Origin of the sequence: Rhodococcus sp. 14-1411-2a (assembly GCF_002259485.1) — a bacterium.
Classification (GTDB): domain Bacteria; phylum Actinomycetota; class Actinomycetes; order Mycobacteriales; family Mycobacteriaceae; genus Rhodococcoides.
This window is the reverse complement of the sequence record NZ_NPGA01000007.1, coordinates 39,286-56,444: the sequence shown is the minus strand read 5'-3', so window position 1 is coordinate 56,444 and position 17,159 is coordinate 39,286. Positions and strand designations below refer to the sequence as shown.

At 63.9% G+C, this 17,159-nt stretch carries 22 protein-coding genes; 12 read left to right on the top strand and 10 right to left on the bottom strand.

Features of this window, described 5'->3' with window-relative positions:
• The first annotated feature begins 13 nt into the window (after window positions 1-13).
• Window positions 14-736 (top strand): TetR/AcrR family transcriptional regulator, encoded by a 723-nt coding sequence (locus tag CH291_RS02200; RefSeq protein ID WP_255183352.1) that lies wholly within the window; start codon window positions 14-16, stop codon window positions 734-736.
• A 26-nt stretch (window positions 737-762) separates the two neighbouring features.
• On the opposite strand, the gene CH291_RS02195 is transcribed toward CH291_RS02200, so the two are convergent.
• Together CH291_RS02195 and CH291_RS02190 are read right to left on the bottom strand one after the other, a co-directional pair.
• The gene (locus tag CH291_RS02195) at window positions 763-1,551 is read right to left on the bottom strand and encodes an alpha/beta hydrolase (RefSeq protein WP_094686611.1); all 789 of its coding nucleotides are present in this window, start codon (window positions 1,549-1,551) and stop codon (window positions 763-765) included.
• Window position 1,552: 1 nt separating this feature from the next.
• Window positions 1,553-2,080: a phenolic acid decarboxylase gene (locus CH291_RS02190; RefSeq protein ID WP_094639742.1), complete on the bottom strand. Its 528-nt coding sequence runs from the start codon at window positions 2,078-2,080 to the stop codon at window positions 1,553-1,555.
• Between the two features lie 65 nt (window positions 2,081-2,145).
• Here CH291_RS02190 and CH291_RS02185 point away from each other — a divergent pair, with 65 nt between their 5' ends.
• The 6 genes from CH291_RS02185 (at window position 2,146) to CH291_RS02165 (ending at window position 6,473) form a co-directional block, all read left to right on the top strand.
• A complete protein-coding gene (locus CH291_RS02185; protein WP_094686610.1) occupies window positions 2,146-2,637 on the top strand; it encodes a MarR family winged helix-turn-helix transcriptional regulator in 492 nt (163 codons plus the stop codon).
• Between the two features lie 145 nt (window positions 2,638-2,782).
• Window positions 2,783-2,908 (top strand): hypothetical protein, encoded by a 126-nt coding sequence (locus CH291_RS27080; RefSeq protein ID WP_255183353.1) that lies wholly within the window; start codon window positions 2,783-2,785, stop codon window positions 2,906-2,908.
• A complete protein-coding gene (locus CH291_RS02180) occupies window positions 2,884-3,705 on the top strand; it encodes a mycofactocin-coupled SDR family oxidoreductase (RefSeq protein WP_068046760.1) in 822 nt (273 codons plus the stop codon). The genes CH291_RS27080 and CH291_RS02180 overlap by 25 nt, the downstream gene beginning before the upstream one ends.
• A gap of 9 nt (window positions 3,706-3,714) precedes the next feature.
• On the top strand, window positions 3,715-4,548 hold the full coding sequence (locus tag CH291_RS02175) for a mycofactocin-coupled SDR family oxidoreductase (RefSeq protein WP_094639745.1): 834 nt from the start codon (window positions 3,715-3,717) through the stop codon (window positions 4,546-4,548).
• Window positions 4,545-5,480 (top strand): AAA family ATPase, encoded by a 936-nt coding sequence (locus tag CH291_RS02170; protein WP_068046766.1) that lies wholly within the window; start codon window positions 4,545-4,547, stop codon window positions 5,478-5,480. The genes CH291_RS02175 and CH291_RS02170 overlap by 4 nt, the downstream gene beginning before the upstream one ends.
• A gap of 69 nt (window positions 5,481-5,549) precedes the next feature.
• Window positions 5,550-6,473: a vWA domain-containing protein gene (locus tag CH291_RS02165; protein ID WP_094639746.1), complete on the top strand. Its 924-nt coding sequence runs from the start codon at window positions 5,550-5,552 to the stop codon at window positions 6,471-6,473.
• 73 nt (window positions 6,474-6,546) lie between these two features.
• Here the strand turns inward: CH291_RS02165 and CH291_RS02160 are convergent, their stop codons facing one another.
• Entirely contained in the window at window positions 6,547-7,122 is a 576-nt protein-coding gene (locus tag CH291_RS02160) for a GNAT family N-acetyltransferase (protein WP_094686609.1), read from the bottom strand.
• Window positions 7,123-7,229: 107 nt separating this feature from the next.
• Between CH291_RS02160 and CH291_RS02155 the strand changes: the two genes are divergently transcribed.
• Both CH291_RS02155 and CH291_RS02150 read left to right on the top strand, forming a co-directional pair.
• Window positions 7,230-7,718: a nucleoside deaminase gene (locus tag CH291_RS02155; RefSeq protein ID WP_094686608.1), complete on the top strand. Its 489-nt coding sequence runs from the start codon at window positions 7,230-7,232 to the stop codon at window positions 7,716-7,718.
• 58 nt (window positions 7,719-7,776) lie between these two features.
• Window positions 7,777-9,102: an alpha/beta hydrolase gene (locus tag CH291_RS02150; RefSeq protein ID WP_179276424.1), complete on the top strand. Its 1,326-nt coding sequence runs from the start codon at window positions 7,777-7,779 to the stop codon at window positions 9,100-9,102.
• 11 nt (window positions 9,103-9,113) lie between these two features.
• Here the strand turns inward: CH291_RS02150 and CH291_RS02145 are convergent, their stop codons facing one another.
• From CH291_RS02145 to CH291_RS26650, 7 genes are all read right to left on the bottom strand, one after another.
• Window positions 9,114-9,866, bottom strand: coding sequence for a ferredoxin reductase (locus CH291_RS02145; RefSeq protein ID WP_094639750.1), 753 nt, complete (start codon window positions 9,864-9,866; stop codon window positions 9,114-9,116).
• A gap of 1 nt (window position 9,867) precedes the next feature.
• On the bottom strand, window positions 9,868-10,467 hold the full coding sequence (locus CH291_RS02140) for a sulfite oxidase-like oxidoreductase (protein ID WP_094671469.1): 600 nt from the start codon (window positions 10,465-10,467) through the stop codon (window positions 9,868-9,870).
• A gap of 63 nt (window positions 10,468-10,530) precedes the next feature.
• On the bottom strand, window positions 10,531-11,202 hold the full coding sequence (locus CH291_RS02135; RefSeq protein WP_068046788.1) for a DUF4232 domain-containing protein: 672 nt from the start codon (window positions 11,200-11,202) through the stop codon (window positions 10,531-10,533).
• A gap of 26 nt (window positions 11,203-11,228) precedes the next feature.
• Window positions 11,229-11,666: a hypothetical protein gene (locus CH291_RS02130; RefSeq protein ID WP_094686606.1), complete on the bottom strand. Its 438-nt coding sequence runs from the start codon at window positions 11,664-11,666 to the stop codon at window positions 11,229-11,231.
• Window positions 11,667-11,813: 147 nt separating this feature from the next.
• Window positions 11,814-12,374 (bottom strand): TetR/AcrR family transcriptional regulator, encoded by a 561-nt coding sequence (locus CH291_RS02125; RefSeq protein WP_068046794.1) that lies wholly within the window; start codon window positions 12,372-12,374, stop codon window positions 11,814-11,816.
• A complete protein-coding gene (locus CH291_RS02120; RefSeq protein WP_094686605.1) occupies window positions 12,371-13,657 on the bottom strand; it encodes a competence/damage-inducible protein A in 1,287 nt (428 codons plus the stop codon). The genes CH291_RS02125 and CH291_RS02120 overlap by 4 nt, the downstream gene beginning before the upstream one ends.
• A gap of 360 nt (window positions 13,658-14,017) precedes the next feature.
• Complete coding sequence (locus CH291_RS26650; protein ID WP_179276423.1) at window positions 14,018-14,173, bottom strand: hypothetical protein; 156 nt, start codon at window positions 14,171-14,173, stop codon at window positions 14,018-14,020.
• 130 nt (window positions 14,174-14,303) lie between these two features.
• On the opposite strand from CH291_RS26650, the gene CH291_RS02115 reads away from it, so the two are divergent.
• The 3 genes from CH291_RS02115 (at window position 14,304) to CH291_RS02105 (ending at window position 17,146) form a co-directional block, all read left to right on the top strand.
• On the top strand, window positions 14,304-14,951 hold the full coding sequence (locus CH291_RS02115) for a hypothetical protein (RefSeq protein ID WP_143536685.1): 648 nt from the start codon (window positions 14,304-14,306) through the stop codon (window positions 14,949-14,951).
• 133 nt (window positions 14,952-15,084) lie between these two features.
• Window positions 15,085-15,744 (top strand): response regulator transcription factor, encoded by a 660-nt coding sequence (locus tag CH291_RS02110; protein ID WP_094686604.1) that lies wholly within the window; start codon window positions 15,085-15,087, stop codon window positions 15,742-15,744.
• 175 nt (window positions 15,745-15,919) lie between these two features.
• A complete protein-coding gene (locus CH291_RS02105) occupies window positions 15,920-17,146 on the top strand; it encodes a sensor histidine kinase (protein WP_306437668.1) in 1,227 nt (408 codons plus the stop codon).
• Window positions 17,147-17,159: the final 13 nt, after the last annotated feature.

The following is a 17,159-nucleotide window of genomic DNA, read 5'->3' as shown; positions in this document are numbered from 1 at the left end:
TTATTCTTCGGTCATGACACGCGAGGACTCACCACGAGGATCGGCGCGCAATCCGCGTCGGGAGCTGGTCGAGAAGCAAATTCTCGACCAGGCCACGCGATTGTTCGCCGAGAAGGGTTTTGCCAGCACCACACTGCAGGACATCGCGGACGCGACCGGTCTGACCCGCCCGGCGCTGTATCACTATGTCGCGAACAAGGACGAGCTACTCTCGCGCCTGATCAGCGAGAGCACCGAGACCCCGGCCGCAGTTCTGCACGAGATCAATGCGCGATCCGATCTCGGCCCTACCGAGAAGCTACGCAAGATGGCCACCGCGATCGCCCTGAACCAGGCCGAAACCGCCGACCGCTTCAAGCTCATCATCAGGTCGGAAGCCGATCTGCCCGAGGAGATTTCGCGGACGTACCAGCAGAGTCGCAGGCACGTGCTCAAGGAGTTCGTGACGGTCGTCGAAAATGGCGTCAGGGCAGGGGAATTCAGGCCTGTCGACCCGCGCACAGCAGCACTCGGCATCATCGGCATGCTCAACTGGGTCGCCTGGTGGCATCAGAGCGGTGACCCGGACGCCGATCGGAGTGTGGCCACTCAACTCGCCGACATGGCATTGCGGACCGTCGTCCAGGACAGCGGAACGCCTCTCGTACCCGAGGGGCCCGAACGTGCGATCTCGATGCTCCGCGAGGATCTCGATTACCTCGAACGCATCCTGGCTCGGGATCGATCGGAATCGTGATCGACGGACTCGCGCCGGAGCCTTGCTCACCCAGCGTCCGGTAACCCCAGGAACGACAGCAGACGCGTGAGAAGTTCGCCTCGCCACGCACGCGATGACCAGGTGTGGTCGGCACCGGTGACCTCGGTGAATGTCGCGTGTGGCAACGACTCTGCGTAACGGCATCCGTACTCGAGCGGCACGATCCGGTCTGCCGTGCCGTGGACGATGTCGACGGGGCCGTCGTATCCGGCCGCAGCCTCGTACACATCGAGGCCATTGCGGATGTCGTCGAAAAATGCCAGTCCGAGCCACATGCCGCCGAAGTCGAAGCCGCCGTTCTGTGCGACGGAATCGATGGGCTGGCCCTGGATCTCGTGCTTGACGGTGATGTCGTCGACGACAACGCCTGCAGGTGACCACAAGGTGAGACTGGCGACACGGTCGGACAAGAGCGTGGCCGCCATTGCCGCTTCCACTGCGCCGAGGCTGTGGGCGAGAACGTGCACCGGTGCAGATCGATCGGCAGCGAACTCCCGGATCATGGTCGACACCTGCTCGACCTCGTCGCGCAGGGTGATGTCCTCGAACTCTCCGTCGCTGACGCCGTGGCCGAGTCGGTCGTACGCGCGGACGACTGCTCCCGCTTCGACGAGGCGTCGAGCGATCTGCACGAAGAGACGCTGTGGTCCGATGCTCGAGTCGCTGAAGCCGTGCACGATCAGAACGGACGGCGCTGTTCTGTCGGAGTTCGTGGGTCGATACTCGTGGCCGCGGATCACCTGCCCACGGTGGGGGAGCGTGAGCGTGGCCACGCCGGGGTTATGGATGTTCATCTCAGTTGCTCCGGTCGGCGAAGCCTGCCGGTAAGTCAGCGGGTGCTGTGTCGATGACGGTGTCGTCGTCGACACCGACGTACTCGAACAAGGTGATGTGCGCGAACTCCGGCACGACGTAGATCGGATAGGTGGGGCCCTGATCGCGGAACTGACGCATCTCGTCGAGGTGGTCGTTCTGAAACAGGACGGTTTTGGACCCGTCGAGTTCCACCCAGTGAGGGAAGAAGATGGTGCCGTGCAGTACGCGGTCCTCGGGAACGACGTTGACGACGACGCTCGTGCCGGTGGGCTCGTTCCACGAGATCTTGTACACGCCGCGGCCGAGTCCGACGAGATCGACTTGTTGTCCCTTGACCCACCGGCCGCCGACCATTCCGGTGTGGATCCGGTAGTCGATGGTGGTGGCGTTCTTGACGTACATCTCGTACTGCCACCCGTTGGCGTAGGTGTAGATGAACCGATGGCCGAGGATCGAGTCCAGGGCTTGTTCGGGAGTGGGGTCGGCAACGCTGGTGTGAATGCTCATGATTCCATGATCACCCAGAAATGCGTTTGTTGCAAACCTAAATTCAGACTGAGTAGTCTGGCGCGGTGGACGATTCCGACAGCGCACCCGGTCTCGCCGATATTGCCCGCCATCTCAGCGAGGAGATTGGCCCCTTCCGGCGCGTGCTGCTCAACGCCTCCCGCTCCCGCGCGGGGCTCAAAGCCCTGCCCGACGCACAGATCGAGATCCTGCGGCGACTCTTTCCGGACAAGTGGGAGGGCCCCACAGCGCTCGGACGTCAGCTGGGGTTGGCTCGCCCAACGATCAGCAACCTCGTCCGAACGATGGAATCGGACGGGCTCGTCGCTCGCCGACCCGACGACTCGGATGCTCGAAGCATGCGCGTCGGCCTCACCGATCTTGCCCGAGAGCAATTGCGCATCTACGACATTGCGGCAGAGGGGCTTCTCGTGAATATCCTCGACGACCTGACGCCGGCCGAGCAACGCACCCTTCGTGACGCCACTGCGTTGCTCGGCCGAATCCGTGAGGCGCTCGAACACGGCGACGGCCTGCAGCGGCGACAGGGTTCGTGACGGCTCGGCGCGCAATTCACTTCGATACTTCACTGCGTGTGCACGTCTGAATCGGTCGTCCTGTTCTCGCGTCCACGGAACGTAAATCAACAACGATTCAAGTAATTCGGCCACATGTGCACTGGGTGTCATATAGCGTCGAATCATGTCCTTCACATCGGACATCCTGCCGCGGACGTATCCGGCCAATCGTCGAAGCGTTCTGCGCTCGTACCGTTTTCATCCGACGATCAAGGAAGTTCGATCATGGGAAAGCTCGACGGGAAAGTAGCCTTCATCACCGGTGCAGCACGTGGACAAGGGCGTAGCCATGCGCTTCGTCTCGCGCAAGAAGGTGCCGACATCATCGCGGTCGACATCTGCGCACAGATCGATACGGTCGCCTATCCGATGGCCACATCGGAAGATCTCGCACAGACCGTGAAAGAAGTCGAGGCGCTCGATCGGCGCATCGTCGCCAAGGAAGCCGATGTCCGCGATTACGACGCGATGAAAGCGGCAGTGGACTCGGCGGTAGCCGAACTCGGACCCATCGACATCATTCTGGCGAATGCCGGAATAGCACCCCAGGGTGCCGAAAACCCCGACGAAGTGAAGACCTTCCGCGATGTGGTGGAGGTCAATCTCTTCGGTGTGTGGAACACCGTTCAGGCCGGGGTTCCGAGCATGATCGCCAAGGGCCAGGGCGGGTCGATCGTGTTGACCAGCTCGACTCAGGGCCTGTCCGGTGCGGGCGGTAACGGGTCCGGTGCCGGAGACGGCTACGCGGCCAGTAAGCACGCGGTCGTGGGGTTGATGCGCACGTTCACCAATTGGCTTGCGCAGTACTCCATACGCGTCAACACCGTGCACCCGACCGGGGTGAACACGCCGATGGTCGTCAACGACGTCATGCAGAAGTTCCTCACCGAAAACCCCGACGCCACAGCCATGCTCGGCAATTTGCTTCCGGTGCCGATGCTCGAAGCGATCGATATAAGCAACGCCATCGCGTGGCTGGTGTCCGACGATGCGCGGTACGTCACCGGCGTCACCTTGCCCGTCGACGCCGGCTTCCTGGCCAAGTAGGAGACGGACATGGGCAAGCTGGAAGGCAAAGTCGCATTCATCACCGGGGCCGCTCGCAGTCAGGGGCGGAGTCACGCCATACGTCTCGCGCAGGAGGGCGCGGACATCATCGCAGTCGACCTGTGCGGACCGGTCGACACCATCGAAATGTATCCGCCGTCGACCGAAGCGGACCTCGCCGAAACGGTGAAGCAGGTCGAAGCGCTCGACAGGCGAATCGTCGCCACCAAGGCCGACGTGCGTGATTCTGCCGCGCTGAGAAAGGCCGTCGACGACGGCGTCGCCGAACTCGGACGCCTCGACATCGTGCTGGGCAATGCGGGAGTGTTCGAGATTGCGCCTGCCCTCGATATCACCGACGACGCATGGCAGAACATGATCGACGTCAACCTCACGGGCGTCTGGAACACGTGCAAAGTTGCTCTGCCGCATCTGATCGCCGGCGGTCGCGGTGGTTCCATCGTGCTGACGAGTTCGACGGCGGGCCTCAAGGGCACACCGAACACGGTGCACTACACCGCGACCAAGCACGGCGTCGTCGGCATCATGCGCACTCTCGCAAACGAATTCGGACAGCACAGTATTCGCGTCAACACCGTTCATCCGACCGGTGTGGACACCGTCATGATTCAGAATCCCAAGACGTGGGGGTTGTTCGCTCCCGACGATCCGAACCCGTCGCGAGAGAAGTCGGCACCGATCTTCCAGACCACGAACACGCTGCCGGTGCCGTGGATCGAGGCAATCGACATCTCCAACGCGATAGCGTTCCTGGTCTCCGACGATGCGCGATACATCACGGGTGCAACGCTTCCTGTCGATGCGGGGTACACGGTCAAATGACTGCTACCGCGTCGATCGGTGAGGTGCGCCGGCGGATTGCTGCGCACCTCGTGGGTCGAGACCGTGAACTCGACCTCCTGTTGGCAGCGGTCGCGGCCGGGCGGGACCTGCTCCTCGAGGGCCCGCCCGGCACCAGCAAGAGCACGCTGCTCGGCGCGATCACATCCGAGTGGTCCATTCCGCTGTTCTTCGTCGAGGGCAACGCCGATCTGACACCGGCCCGAATTGTCGGTCACCACAACCCGGCTCGGGTTCTTCGCGAGGACTACAGCGAGGACAACTTCGTAGCGGGACCGCTGATCGACGCGATGCGCACCGGCGGTTTCCTCTACATCGAAGAGTTCAATCGCGCACCCGAGGACACCCTGAACACGCTTCTCACCGCGATGGCAGAACGACGCATCGTGGTCCCGCGCGTCGGCACTGTGCACGCGTTACCGACGTTCCGCCTCGTGGCATCTATGAACCCTTACGACAACGTCGGTACGACGCGCCTGTCGACGAGCGTCCACGACCGTCTGTGTCGTCTGGCCATCGGTTACCAGGATGCCGAAGCGGAACGCGGCATCGTGGGTCTCCGTAGCGAATCCGACTCCGCTCGACTGATCGCCGACGCCGTAGCCGTCACCCGGATGACGCGTGAGCACGAGGACATCACCCAGGGCAGTAGTGTGCGCGGGGCAATCGATCTGACCCTCGTCGCTCAACAATTGGCAGATCTGCGGGAGGTGGCGATTCCGCTCGCCACCGACATCGATCCACCGAGAGGCCTGCCCGAGGACTACCAGCAGGTGATGCTCGACGCGATGTACGTTGCCCTGTCCGGGCGCATTCACATCGACGAGACATCCGACGCACCAGCAGAAATGGTCTTGCACACGATATGGCAGGACCATTTCGTGCTGCGTCCCGCTGCGGCGGCACCTGGTTGAAGAGCCGTCGAGGCCGAATCTCCGATCACACGGCCGGGGACCCGTAAGCCGGCAGGAACTCTGAAGCCGTTGCGCCGCAAACCGAAACAGCTGACGGAGTCACCGTCGCTGTTTCGTCCCGGCGGCGGAAGCGGTGCGGTACTGATCGCTCAGGGCCGCAGCAAGCCGGGTAAGGCTGCCGGCGAGAACAATCCGTCGGCACCCGGATTCACCGAGGAATCGGCCGAAGTGATTCCTTTGACCGACGCGACCGAAAGCGAGTCGACTGCCGACGCCGCGACTCGGGCCCGCGCCCGAAAGATCGCGGCTCGTCTTGCAGTTCGGCGGCCACGCATCGACACACGCGCACGGCGTGGCGTCGGGGAGTTGACGTCTCTGCGCTATCGAGGCGGCAGTGACGAGATCGACCTGGACCGCATGCTCGATGTGTTTGCGGCCAATCCGATACCGGAGGACGATGACATCGTCGTCCGAGAACGCTTGCACACCAAGCGATCCATCGTCCTGGTGGTCGACATCTCCGGGTCGATGAAGGGCGAACGGGTGCGGACTGCGGCCGCGACCGTCGGCGCTCTGGCCGGTGAGATGAACCGAGACAACCTCGCGGTCGTCGCGTTCTGGTCCGACGCGGCCGTACTCACTCGATTCGGCGACTCGCGGACCCCATTGAATATTCTCGACACCGTTCTCCGCATTCCGGCGCGGGGATTGACCAACGTGCAGTTCGCGCTCCAGACCGCGGCCGGGCTACTGAGTACGGCGTCGGCTCCCGACCCACGGGTTCTTCTGCTCTCGGACTGCGTCCACAACGCCGGTCCCGATCCACGCTCGACCGCAGCCAGGATCGCGCGCCTGGACGTACTGCTGGACACGTCGGGTGAACATGACGTCGACCTCGGACGGGATCTCGCGCGAACAGGGCACGGTCGTATACGGACCATCAAGACCTACCGCGACGTCGCACCGGCACTGAGTTCACTGTTCGGAGACTGACGTGTGAAAGTCGTGATTCACGTGTTCGTCTGCGACATCGGCATCAGGCACCTCTCGGGTCAGGAGTCCCACGTCACGTACGCAGGTCTTTTCGCATGATGACTCGCGGGATTCCGCCCGATACCGATGTCGTCTCGGCGGCGAACTCGAAGCCTGCCGAATCGAACAGTCCGCGGGTGCCGACGTAGGCCATCGTCAGATCGACCTTCGCACCCTTGTTGTCCACCGGATAGCCCTCGATGGCCGGAGCACCGTGATCGGCCGCGAATTGAACGGCACCGTCCAAGAGCACGTGCGCTATCCCGCGCATGCGGTGTCCGGCCTTGACGCGGAAGCACCAGGCCGTCCAGACCGGTAAGTCGTCGACGTGCGGAATCTTGTTCGAGCGCGCGAACGGCAGCTCCGCGCGTGGTGCCACCGCAGCCCAACCGACCACCTCGTCCCCGTCGTAGGCCAGCACACCCGGTGCGACTTTTCGACGGGTCAGCTTCTCGACGTATGCGGCGCGTTCCGGACCGACAAGCGCTCTGTTGGTCGCGGAATCGATTCGATGACTCAGACACCAACAGACCGAGGACGTCGGGTTCTTCGGGCCGAGAATCGTCCGCAGATCTGCGAACGACGTGGCAGGCCGTACCGAGAAGCTCACCCGCCGACCATACCGAGGATCGGTGTCCAATTACCGGTCAGGCAGGCCGTGATTTCGAGGCGGTACGGTCGAGACGTGAACACTTCGACCGTCGCTGCCGGTGCACTGTGAGCATCTCTTCGAGCGACCGTGCATTTCTGGCCCGTGCTGTGGATCTTGCTGCAGAGGCGGCGCGAACGGGCAACGATCCGTTCGGCTCTATTCTGGTATCGGACAGTGGCCAGTTGCTGGCCGAGGACAGGAACCGGGTCGGCGACCGAGGCGATCCCACCCAGCATCCCGAGATCGCACTGTCTCGGTGGGCTGCGACCAACCTGGACGCCGATCAGCGTCGATCCTCTACGGTCTACACCTCCGGTGAGCACTGTGTGATGTGCTCTGCGAGCCACGGCATAGTCGGACTCGGCCGCATCGTCTACGCCACGTCGACTGCTCAATTGCTCACGTGGCTCGAAGAATTCGGTGCTGCACCCCTCGCGATCACGCCGTCGCCCATCCAGCAGATCGTGCCCGGCATCGCGGTGGACGGACCGGTCGCCGAGTTCAGCGAGGCCGTTCGCGAACTGCACAGGCAACGCCACACTTCTGCGCAGTAGTGGGGCAGTGATGGTGCAGGCGGACATCGAAGTGGGAGCAGGGCACCGTACGAGAGCGATGACGACTGCGCTCGCGGTGACCGGCGTCGTACTCGCGTGGCTCGAGTTCGTCCTCATCCGTCAGCAGCTCGCGGTGGGGTTGTGGGTCATCGCCGTGGCAGTCGTCGCGACATGTCTCGTCTCGTCCGATGCCGGAAAGCATGTAAGCGTGGGGACTTCGCTCGGGTCCCTCACCGTCGTGACTCAGGTGGCATGGCTGGTGACGGATATCCACGCACTGTGGGTCACGGCCTTGGCTGCGTCGATGGCGCTCGGCTTCTATCTGCTCGCGTCGGCATGGGCAGGCCGTTCGAAGGCCTCCGCTCGTGGGGTGGCCACCGCCGTCCCGGCGGGCTTCGCTGCAGCGATTGCATTGGTGATTTCCGTCGTGGTCGTCGGCACGGCGGCCAGTCCGGCACCACTGATTCGATCGCTGCATGCGTTGGGGCAGAGCAATTCCTTCGAGCCCGACGCGCAGACGGCCACGGCGGTGGTCGACGGTGCACGCCTCACCAACGACATCGAATACGGTTCGACGCTTCCGAATTCGTTTCTCGACATCTACATCGCCGACGACGATCCGTCGGTCAGCCGGCCCACATACATCGTGATTCACGGTGGTGGCTGGATTGTCGGAGACAAAACGGACGGTGCGCCCAGCGGCAATTCCGGTGGCGCGTCGTGGGCCGGCCCCATGCTCGACGCCGGCTACAACGTGGTGTCGGTGAACTACGCGTTCGCGCCGAGCTACCGATTTCCCACGCAGACAATCCAACTGGGCCAGGCCGTGCAGTTTCTGGAAACGAACGCGGACGGGTACGGACTCGACATGAGTCGCGTCGTCCTCGCCGGAACCAGTGCGGGTGGGCACATCGCTGGCAGCTACGCTGCCGTGCAGACCAATTCCGATTACGCGCGGGCGCTGGGTATCGAGCCCACCATCGACCGAAATGCGCTGAAGGCAGTGGTTTTCGAGAGTGCTGCCCTCGATGTCGCTAGAGCGGGCGCACCGCAATCACCGAGCCCGTCGAACGGATTCTTCTTCGATATCGCCGCCCGAAGCTACCTCGACACCACCGACCGAGCGTTGCTGGAGCAGGCGAACGTCATCGACAATGTCACGGCCGACTTTCCTCCCAGTTTCATCTCCGACGGCAACACCGGTACCTTCCCCGACCAGGCAGCCGAACTGAGCGCTGCGCTGGATCGAGTGGGCGTCGCCAACCGCCTGAACCTGTACAGCAAGAACGAGGCGAGACTGGACCATTCGTTCATGTCGGTGGATTCGGAATGGACCGACGACTACACCCGACTCAAGATCGAGTTCCTCGGCGATATCGTCTGAGCTGCTGCTCCTCAGCTCGGTCCGAAACGCTCCGTTCGGATGTTCGCTGCCGAGTGGCCCCGCTGCACCAGCATGTCGGCCACTGTGTCCACGAAACTCGTGGGGCCACAGATGTAGCAACGCGGCTCGAACTCCGCCGGCCATCCGTGTGCGTCGAGGTCCTCGACCGTGATGCGGCCGAGGGGCCGTGCGTTGCCGGCAGGAGCACGCCGCGTGTGGATCATGGTGACGTCCACACCGGCCGGTGGACGAGCCCATTCGTCCGCGAAGTAGACCTCCGTGGGTTCGCGCACGGAGTACAACACCCGGAACGGCACCCGACCGCCGTCCGCGGACGCCTGCGCACGAACCATCGCGCGGAGCGGGACGATGCCGGAACCGCCGCCCACCAACAGGATCGGCGGAGACGGCGTCTCGGAGGGCCGGGACGGCCGCCAGACGAACCATCGACCCACCGGCCCGCGGATTTCGATGCGATCGCCGACCTCGACGGCCTCGACCAGGTAAGGAGACACCTCACCGTCGGCGACGTTCTGCACAGTGATCTCGATGCGCGACGTGCCGTCGGGTGCCGACGCCAAGGAGTAGCTTCGCTGTGCGCTGTAGCCGTCCTCGGCGGTGAGCTTGACGTCCACATGCTGTCCGGCGAGATGGCCGGGCCATCCGTCGACGTCGAGAACGAGGGTGGACGCGGTGGGTGTCTCACGCCGCACGGTCGCCGCCGTGGCAACGAGCCAGGGTTTCGCCCCGGCTGCCGATGTCACGTCAGTCGCCCTGGTATCGCTGCTCGCGCCACGGATCTCCGTAGTCGTGGTATCCACCGCGTTCCCAGAAGCCTTGCTCGTTCTCCGCGGTGAGCTCGATGCTCGAGATCCACTTCGCCGATTTCCAGAAGTACAGATGTGGAACGAGAAGCCGTGCGGGACCACCGTGTTCGCGAGTCAGGGGAGCGCCGTCGAACTCGGTGACCAGCCAGGCCTTCCCATCCCTGAGATCTTCGAGGGGAAGATTGGTCGTGTAGCCGTCGAAGCCGTGCACCACGACGTAGCCGGCATCGGTATCGAGACCGTCCAGTAGAACGTCCAGGCTCACGCCCTTCCAGGTGGTGTCGAGCTTGGACCACTTGGTGACGCAGTGGATGTCGACGGTCGGAGTCTCGTGCGGGAGAGCCGCGAATTCGTCCCAGGTCCAGCTGCGAGTCTCGCCGCGTTCGGTGGTGACCGAGAACGACCATTGGTCGGTCGCGACCACGGGCGCAGGCCCGATCGCGAGGACGGGAAAATCCTTGGTCAGATACTGACCGGGGGGAGTACGCCCGTCGTCGCCGCGTCGGCGGCCCACGAAGCCCTTCGAGATCAATGCCATGGTGACGAATTGTCCTCCCGCGGTCGGGAGTCTGACAAGTCGGACGAGGCGATGATGTCGATGTCAGTAGACAGGCCCGCTGAAGGCACCGATGTAGCTGGCGGGACGCGTCGCACCGTCTTGACGCTGTACACCGACCGATGCGGGGAAGGGAAGTGTCATCACTGTCGTGTCACCGGGCGCGGTGGTGAGAAATGCAGACGGGATCCACGCTCTCTCATCGTTCTTGTTCACCGTGCCGAGAGTCAGTTCGGCAACTGCGGCCGCCCCGGGTTCGAGGGTGATGGTGGTCGACGGCGTGATCTCACTACGCGCCAGGTCGTAGTCCGGTCCCAACCCGTCGACGTCGGGTCCTTGCAGCGTTGCTCCGGGAAATCCTGTGACGTTGCACGGTACGGATCCGGAGTTGGTGTAGCGCAACGGAACCGTTGTCTGGACATCGCTCGGCGTGATGTCTCCGAGGGCGGGGGTGATGTCTGCAGCGGTGCACGCCGGGACGGCGGCGCCGCCTGCACCGTCACCGCCGCCGGTTGCGGTCCCATCCGATTGCGCTCCGTCGGAGTCAGCGCCACCCGCCGGGTCCGTACCGGAGACTTCTCCTGGAACAGGCTGTGGCGCAGCCGATGTCGACGCGGTGGTTGCGGTGTCGGCTGGTGCCGTTTCCGCCGTGGTACATCCAGTCAGTGCGATCAGACCGACTATTCCGAACGCCGAAAACGTTCCGATTCTGTTCACTGTTGTCTCCTGCTCGTCCGCACTGCTCAGGGAATCTGGACTGTGCCCGTGGCTCGGTCGGTGGTGTGGGGCCCGTTGGTGGTCAGCGTGTATTCGACGGCACCGTGTCCGGAGGAGGTTTTCAGCCCGTAGTTCACCAGTCCGCTGGTGACCGGGATGTCGTCCGAACCCGTTCTACCGGTGGCCAGTTCCTTCCAGCTGAGTGTGGCGGTGAGGTTGCACGGGCCGATGCCGAGGTACTGAACGTCCGGTCCGACGATCACGTATGAGTTCGATTCCGCGCCGGGTCGAATCGATACGTCGATCTTGGCTGCGCAGAACCCCGACTGAGGCAGGCTGTAGGTCTCGAGTGTCAACGGTGAGGAAACTGTATCGGCCGATGCGGTACCGACGGCAACCGAGGCTACCGCTGCAGCTGTCAGCGCGAGAATGGTCGAAACTCGTCGAACGGTCTTGTGCACCATATGTACTCCTGGATGAGTTGCACCCCGGTCGATCGAGGTGTGTTGGGCGTACCGAGTACGCAAACCCTTACTTCGTCTAACGATAACATCAAAACTGAATCATGCAAGGTTTAGTGAACGTAAGCCGAGTTCACAAGAGCGGAGGCGCTAAAGATCCAGTTCGAGCAAGACGGCAGTGAACCGCAGCATGAGACCCGCGACGTCGATGCTGGGATCGGAGATCCACTGCAGTTGCAGGCCTTCGGCGAGTGCGGCGACGGCTTCCACGGCGGCGATGTCGGCATCGGGAGCGAGTCGAGCGATCACGCCCACCACAGCGGCGCGATGCTCGGCCATGAAGGTGTGCGCGGGATGGGCGGGATCGGCTGCTGCAGCGGACATGTCGACAAAGAGCTTCGTCAGTCCCGGAGTCATGGTCGTCTCGGCCAGATAGGCGTTCTGCCCCTCTGCTGTGCTGAGATCGTGCAGCGCCGCGGCGTCCTCGTCGCGGCGGCGGAGTATCGCGACGAACAATTCGTCCTTCGAGCCGAAATGGTGGAGCACGCCTGCTTCGGTTACTCCGGCCGCTTCGGCGATGTCGCGTAGGCGTGGACCGAGTCTGTCGCTGGTTGCATAAGCGTTCAGGGCGGCTTCGAGGATCGCCGATCTGCGCGCGGCTCCCTTGGGCGATCGTCGGCGAGGAGTGACCCTGTCGGAGCCTTCGGTCATCGGTCGGGCTTCAATGCGTCGGCGAGCATATGCATTGCCGCGGTGGTCGACAGTGCACGGACACTTGCCCGGTCTCCGGGGAGATGAAGGGTGTGGGTGACGGTCGGTCGGCCCGTGACGGCGATAGCGAAGCAGACGGTCCCGACCGGTTTGGCCTCGGTGCCACCACCCGGGCCCGCGACGCCACTCGTCGATACCGCGATGTCGACGTTCAGTCGATTCAGTGCGCCTTCGGCCATCAGCGCCGCCACCGGCTCGCTGACCGCTCCGTGTTGGTCGATGACCTCGGCGGGGACGTCGAGCAGGCCCGTTTTCGCCTCGTTGGCGTAGGACACCACCGCGCCGATGACGTACGCCGACGATCCTGCGCGGTCGGTCAGGCGTGCGGCGATCATCCCTCCGGTGCACGATTCTGCCGTGGCGATGCGATGCCCGGACAGACGGTGCGCGACGATGTCGTCGACGGTGGACCCGTCGGTCGAAAAGACCCGTGCACCATGGATTTTCCCGACGAGACGTTCGAGTTGCATGTAAGCCGGTCTCGCCGACTCGGCGTAACGGGTCACCATTTCGAGCTCGCCGAGACTCAGGCAGGTGGTGATCTCGAGATCGTCGAATCCCGTGATCTCGCGCTGTGCTGTTCGCAGCGTTTCGGCGAGGTCGGCCTCGGACAGTCGGTAGCCGCGAATGGTGTCCTGGCGCATCTGCGTGCGGCGGGCGAGGACCTCGGCGACGGGTGCGCTGTCGAGGGCTTCCGGCCACATCGCCTGCAGCTCGCGAGGTGGGCCGGGCAGAATGAGGACGGCGGGCAGTGATCTGGAGTCGTCGGCCGGTATCGCGACCCCGGGTGCGGTTCCGGTCGGTGAAATGGACTGCGCACCTTGGGGAACCATCGCCTGCTTTCGGATACCGGCCCGTAGCGGCTCGGAGTCGGTTGCGGAACTCATTCTGCTTCGCCACCGTTGCACGATTGCGTGGATGCGATCTTCGAGCTCGGCGTCCAGGATCAATTCGCGGCCGTACAGCGCGGCGACGGTCGGAACGGTGAGGTCGTCGGCGGTCGGACCCAAACCTCCGGTGGTGACGATCAAGTCCACGCGTTGGTCGGCCAGAAACCGAACCTGCGCAGACAGATCGTCCGGTCGATCACCGCACACGGTGATGTGGGCGACGTCGACGCCCATCTCGAGAAGTCGCTGAGCCACCCATGGGCCGTTCCGGTCGGTGACCCGACCGGCCAGAACCTCGGTTCCCGTGACCACCACACCTGCTCGCACAGTCATCCTTAGACCTTACTGACCGGGGTGTGCCGGTGACTTCTGCGGTGGCAAACCTCTGCTGAGCGCTGTGGATGTGGGGCGAACACGTCTCGAACATCATCCCCGCTGCGCCGAACATCGACCGCGGCGTTCATCAGTGCCGCCGCAAACGCGCGCGCTTTCGCCGGATGCTCGCGGAATGGTGGACGAACTCGCGCGCGTCTGACGAACGCATGTGCGTTTGCGCGAACTCGTTGTCCACCAATCGAACTCGGGCAAGCAGGCCGGCGCATTTCCGAGGAATCAGCATCGAAACGTGGTCAGGCCACAATGAAGCCGACGTATTCGACGGCCGGGTGCGCGATCACGCCGTCGAACCGCGGTTCAGTTCTGCGCGTTTCCGTTCTCGGGAGGGTGTGGCACGTTTTCCTCGTCCACGTGCGCGCCTTCGACGGCGTCCGTCTCGGGGGTGTGCTCTCGGGGGCCGTCGTTGCTGCCCTGCGAGGGGACTGCATCGCTTGCGTCGGTCGGCATCGTCATGAAGTCTCCACAAGGTCGGGGCGACAGGTCGCCGATGGATGTACATCATGGGTGTGCCCCGCTGGGCACGGAACTACACCCCGAGATGCCAGAATGACGAAACACCCCATCCCGAGACGGCAAGGACTGTATGAAATCGACAGGCGCACGGGGCTCGGTATGGTCGACGGCTGCGGTGATCGTCGGGATTGTTGCTGTCGGCACGGTTGTGGCCGGCCTGCTGCACGAACCGCAGCCTGAACCGATCGCGATTCCAGGTTGCGCGGAGGTCATTCAGCCAGAGGACTCGGTGCGAGTGAACTACGCATTCGCCATCGAGGGCGACGCCGACGTTTCCGAGGTGCCGTGGAGATTCGAGGCCAAAGCACAATCGATGACCGATGCCCTGATCGCAGCCCTTCCCACCGGAACAACCGTCGAACCCGATCCGTTCGCACTGGCCTTCGGCTTCGACGCGGTCGCAGTGAGGCAGTCGTTCGACGGCTACGCCACAGCGCTCGGAACCGTCACCGTCGGCGATCGGACCGGCACGTTGGCAGTCACCGTGGGTCTTTCCGACCAGCCGGCCGGTCCGTGCTTTGCAGGCGTCGTCGACGAGCGCTCGACGCGAGCAGACGGAACAGTGCTCGACATTCAGGACGGCACGGACACGACTCGCGTCGTTGCAGTGGCCACCGACGGCACCCGAATCGATGTGAACGCCAACGGCGTACTGACGCTCGAGCAAGTCATCGATATTGCACTGGCACCCGGCCTTCGCGCGAGCATCCCTGCCTGACGGGTTTCGGTGCTCACGCGGGCTGCACCTGAGCGTTCACTACCGTCGCCCATCGGCGGCATTCCGCGCATGACACCCGACCGTGAACACTCATGCCCGCGTTCACCCCCGATGGTGGCCTATCTTGAGTTCGATGCGAATAGCTGTGGTGGAAGACGACGACGGACTCGGCGACGCGTTGGTGGACGCGTTGACCGAGGTGGGGCACACGCCTGTCCGTATGCGCCGCGGCGCCGACGCCCTGCTCGGCTACCACGACATGGACGTCGTGCTGCTCGATCTCGGACTGCCCGACATGGATGGACTGGAAGTTCTCCGGAAGCTCAGGACGCTGAGTTCGGTTCCGGTGGTGGTGCTGACGGCGCAGGACGACGAGCGCTCGGTGGTACGTGCTCTGCGCGGTGGCGCAGACGACTACGTCGTCAAGCCGGCGCGATTGGGTGAACTACACGCCCGACTCGAGGTGGCCGCACATCGTCGGAGTTCGGCGTCGGGACCCGCGGCGGACAGGCTGACGCTCGGGGACGTCGTCGTCGATCTCTCCGGGCGTGCCGTGGAAGTCGGTGGACGCGCTGTTGCACTGACCACCAAGGAGTTCGACCTGTTGGCGCATCTCGTGACGCGTCGCGGCGAAGCGGTGAGCCGGGAACAGTTGATGGACGCCATCTGGGGCGATGCGTACGTAGCGATCTCGCGGACGCTCGATGTCCACATGACGGCATTGCGTTCCAAGCTCGATCGCCCGGGTGCCATCGTCACCATCCGCGGCTTCGGCTACCGCTGGGACACCTGACGTGCGACGGCGTGTCCTGTTGGTGTTGATGATCTACTCCACCGTCGTCGTGCTTGCGCTGTCGGTTCCTCTCGCGCTCCTGGTCGGTCGCGAACGGGCCTAACGATTCGGCGAGAACAGGGCCGCGGCAGCATCGTTCTTTGCCGAACTCAGCTCACGAGAAGACGAACCCGGCGTGGCCCGTATCCGAGAATCGGTGCAGCGCTACAACAGTTTGTACGACGAGGGCGTTGCAGTCGTCGACCGCACCGGAGAGGCACGCGCGGTGTCCGGCCTCGACCTGCAGCGCGATGACGTCCGGCAGGCAGCGGCAGGCGCGTTGCGCAATCAGCGCGGTGACCTACCGTCGAGTCTGACGCCGTGGTCGGATTCCTCGGTGTTGATTGCTGCACCGGTCGGTGGGGGCACCCAAGTGGACGGAGCAGTGGTTCTCGAGGCGTCCACCGATTCCGCACGCAGGGACGTCGCGATCACCTGGGTGGTCATCGCCCTCGGTGCCATGCTGATTCTCGCGACGGTCGCGGTGATCGCTGTTGCGTTGTCGCGCTGGGTCGTTCGTCCGCTCACCGCACTGTCCTCGCGTGTCCACTCGTTCGGCGACAAGTTCCACGATCAGGCGTCGATCGAAGGTTCGCAACGACTCGAAGCCGTGCCCTATGTCGGGCCACCGGAGGTACGTGAGCTCTCCAGCGCCTTCGAGGCCATGGCCGACGACGTCGAGGCCGCCACCGCTGCGCAACGCCGATTGGTGGCCGATACCGCCCATGCTCTCCGGAACCCACTGGCAGCGTTACGAATTCGTATGGACGTTCTGGGAATGCGCGTTCCGGATTCGGCAACCGATGCGCACCTGAGGACCACGCTCGAAGTCGATCGTCTGAGCTCCGTCGTGGAAGACCTGCTCGTTCTCGCAGCTGCCGAAACCCCAACGACCACTCGATCCCCAGGGTGTGACCTCGGTGCGGTTGTCGCAGATCGAGTCGGATTCTGGTCGGCCTCGATAGCCGCGGCCGACATGACCGTGCACGTCTCGGAGCCGGAAGCCGACACGGAGTGTCGCGTTGCCATGTCCGAGGACGACCTGACTCGAATTCTCGACGCTCTGCTGAGCAACGCAACCAAGTACGCCGGCTCCGGCACCGGCATCGAGGTCGGCTACCGAACCGGTGACGCGGACGTCACGATGTGGTTGTCCGACAACGGACCCGGCGTGCCTGCAGACGAGCTCGCCAAGGTCGTCGACCGGTTCTATCGAGCGTCGGGTGCGCACGGCGACGGTACCGGTCTCGGTCTGTCGATCGTCCACGCCCTGACCGAGCGAGCCGGTGGATCACTTCGAGTCATGGCGGGTCGACCAGTGGGGCTTCGGATCGAGCTGCGGCTTCCGAGGGCCGTTTCCTAAGGGAGTGTTAGGA